This window comes from Delftia sp. ZNC0008 (assembly GCF_000799035.1).
Classification (GTDB): Bacteria; Pseudomonadota; Gammaproteobacteria; order Burkholderiales; family Burkholderiaceae_C; genus Comamonas; species Comamonas tsuruhatensis.
Genome location: NZ_JTKZ01000142.1, coordinates 1 through 3,139, shown reverse-complemented (window position 1 = coordinate 3,139; position 3,139 = coordinate 1). Strand labels below are relative to the sequence as shown.

Sequence of the window (3,139 nt, the reverse complement as noted above, 5' to 3'; positions counted from 1 at the left end):
CCCGCAACCGCCACGACGCAGGTTGCCCGCAGCGAAGCGGAGGGTCGCGGACATTCGGGTCGCCTTTGCTTTGCCTACTTTCCTTTGGCGAAACAAAGGAAAGTAGGTCGGCCGCCGGGCCGAGACCCGGCCTCTGTCGCCAGAGGCGCGACAGAGTCAAAAAGGAAGCTCAGGCAGCCAACCTGAACCGCTCCACCACCCCCCCAAACCCCCTCTCCAGATCCGCAATCAGATCCAAAGGATCCTCCAGCCCCACATGCAACCGCACCACAGGCGCAGTCCCCGTCCACACACTGTGCTCCCGCAACCGCTCAGGCTGCGCCACCAGCGCCAGGCTCTCGTACCCGCCCCAGGAAGCCCCCTGCGCAAACTGCCGCAACGAGTCAACGAACACGGCGCCGGCACCGGCGTCCACCCCTTCGGCAAACGCGAATGACACCAGCCCGCTGGCCCCGCTGAAGTCCCGCTTCCACAGCGCATGGCCGGGATCGGAGGGCAGGGCCGGGTAGAAGACGCGGCCGACCTGGGGCTGCTGCTCCAGCCACTGGGCGATTTCAGTGGCGTGGCGCTGGTGCTGGGCCAGGCGCACGGGCAGGGTGCGCAGGCCGCGCAGTGCCAGGTAGGCGTCGTCGGCGCCTATGGTCAGGCCCAGGGCCTCGTAGGCGGTGGATATCTTTTTGGACAGCGCGGGGCCGTCGGTGATGACGATGCCCTGCATCACGTCGGAGTGGCCGGCGATGTACTTGGTCGCGGCCTGGATGGAGAGGTTGGCGCCATGCTCCAGGGGCTGGTAGAACCAGCCGCCGCTCCAGGTGTTGTCGGTGGCCACGGCAATGCCGTGCTGGCGCGCCACGGCGGCCAGGGCGGGCAGGTCCAGCACCTCGTAGAGCAGGGAGCTGGGCGATTCCAGGTAGACCAGGCGGGTGTTGGGGCGGATCTTGCCGGCCAGATCGTCGCGCGAGGGCGAGAAGTACTCCAGCGTGATGCCCAGGCGCTGCAGCAAGGTGGCGTCCACGCGGCGCACGGGCGAGTAGACGCTGTCGGCCACCAGGGCATGGTCGCCGGGCGAGAGCAGGGCGATGAGCACCAGGGTGATGGCGGACAGGCCCGAGGGCGTGAGAAAGGCGCGGTGCCCGCCCTCCAGCGCGACCACGGCGTCTTCCAGCGCGCGGTGCGTGTCCAGGCCGTGGCGGCCGTAGGAGGCCACGCGCTCGCCGGCCTCGCGGCGGTGGTGCAGGTCGGCGTAGGCGGCGCTGTCGGCAAAGCGCACGGTGCTGGTGCGCACCACGGGCACGTTGACGGGGCCGGAGCCGCCCTGCAGCGGCGGCGTGCCTGCGTGCAGCAGGCGGGTCGACGGGCCCAGGACCGCAGTCTGAGGGTGTCGGCGCGGGGCGGCGGGATGCGTGTCGGGGCGGATGTCTGCGGTCATGGAGGGGTGCTCCGGGTGGTGGGGATCAAAGGGCAAAGCGCAGGCTGTTGAAGGGCAGCGGCGTTGTGGCCGGCGCGGCTGGCGCAGGCCTGGACCGTGCACCATCGCCCAGGGCGCGCTGCAGGAATTCGCGCGTGCGCTCGCTGCGCGGGCTGCCGAAGATCTGGGCGGCCGGGCCGTGCTCGACGATGCGGCCGGCCTCGGTGAAATAGACCTGGTCGCTGACCTCTTCGGCAAAGCGCATTTCGTGCGTGACCAGCACGCAGGTCATGCCGTCCCTGACCAGGTCGCGGATCACGGTCAGCACCTCGCCCACGGTCTCGGGGTCCAGGGCGGAGGTCACTTCGTCGAACAGGATCAGCTCGGGCCGCATGGCCAGGGCGCGCGCAATGGCCACGCGCTGCTGCTGGCCGCCGGACAGCTCGCCGGGGTAGGCGGATTCCTTGTGGTCCAGGCGCACCTTCTGCAGCAGGGCGCGGGCCTCGCGCTCGGCCGTGGCGCGGTCGCGGCCGACCACGCGCGTGGGGGCGATGACCAGGTTCTCCAGCACCGACAGATGGGGGAACAGGTTGTACTGCTGGAAGACGAAGCCCACGCGCTTGCGCAGGGCGATCAGCTCGGCCTCGGTGCGCAGCTGGTCCACGCGCGTGCCCGCCACCGAGATGGCGCCGCGCTGGGGCCGCAGCAGGCCGGTGATGCAGCGCAGGATGGTGGACTTGCCCGAGCCCGAGGGCCCGATGATGGTCACCGCCTCGCCGCGCCGCACCTGCACGTCGATGCCCTTGAGCACCTGGTTGTCGCCAAAGGACAGGTGCACATCCTGCAGGTGGACCAGGGCGGGCGCCGTGCTGGACTCTGCCGAGGCGGCACTATGCACCGCCTGGGTGACGTGCTGTGTGCCAGCGCTGCCCGACTCAGGGACACCAAGCAAGGGCCGCCCCGCAGCGAAGGTGTCGTCCCCCTCCCGCGAAGCGAGAGAGGGGGAAGCGGCGAAGCCGCTCAGGGGGAGCGTTTCAGTGATTTTCATGGCGTCGCTCCAGGCTGCGCGTGGCGCGCGCAATGGGATAGCAATAGGCGAAAAACAGCGCGAGCAGCGTGAAATACACAAGGATGGTGAAGTCCGTGCGTGCCACGGTGTTGCTGGCGATCTGGGCGGTGTCCACCACGTCGTGCACGCCCACCAGCGAGGCCAGCGAGGTGCTCATGGTGATGCTGGCGTAGAGGTTCATCCACGGCGGCAGCATGCGGCGCACGCACTGCGGCAGCACGATGAGGCGGAAGATCTCGCTGCGGCGAAAGGCCAGCGACTGGGCCGCCTCCCACTGCGCGCTGGGAATGGACTGGATGGCGCCCCGGAAGATCTCGGCCACGTTGGCGCTGGTGGGCAGGGCCAGGCCCAGCACCACCTTGACCCAGTCGGGGAACGGAAAGGTCCAGCCCACCAGCTTCAGCTCGAACGGGAACACATAGGTGGTGAAGTAGATGAGCACCAGGATGGGCGCATTGCGAAACAGCTGCACATACCAGCGCACGCCCGTGCGCACGGCCGGCGTGGGCGACAGCGACAGGGCGCCCAGCACCAGGCCGGCCACGGTGCCGATGGCCACGGCCAGCACGCTGATCTCGATGTTGACCAGGAGGCCGCGCAGCAGCGCGGGCAGCCATTTCCACAGGTGCACGAAGGCAGGCGGGGCGCTGTCCGTGACGCGG

General features: G+C 69.5%; 3 protein-coding genes. All 3 read right to left on the bottom strand.

All coding sequences use genetic code 11. The features are described from left to right. Nucleotides 1-169: 169 nt before the first annotated feature. Nucleotides 170-1,429, bottom strand: a complete 1,260-nt coding sequence (metC, locus tag L995_RS04840; protein WP_231574355.1) for a cystathionine beta-lyase — start codon at nt 1,427-1,429, stop codon at nt 170-172. A 25-nt stretch (nt 1,430-1,454) separates the two neighbouring features. After that, nucleotides 1,455-2,456, bottom strand: a complete 1,002-nt coding sequence (locus L995_RS04835; protein WP_269431518.1) for an amino acid ABC transporter ATP-binding protein — start codon at nt 2,454-2,456, stop codon at nt 1,455-1,457. Then, a partial coding sequence (locus L995_RS04830; protein ID WP_047469688.1) for an amino acid ABC transporter permease occupies nt 2,443-3,139 on the bottom strand: 697 nt, incomplete at its 5' end. The genes L995_RS04830 and L995_RS04835, both read right to left, overlap by 14 nt.

Coding starts and splice junctions, on each gene's coding strand:
- metC (WP_231574355.1), bottom strand. CDS start 1,429: ATGACCGCAGACATCCGCCCCGACACGCATCCCGCCGCCCCGCGCCGA.
- L995_RS04835 (WP_269431518.1), bottom strand. CDS start 2,456: ATGAAAATCACTGAAACGCTCCCCCTGAGCGGCTTCGCCGCTTCCCCC.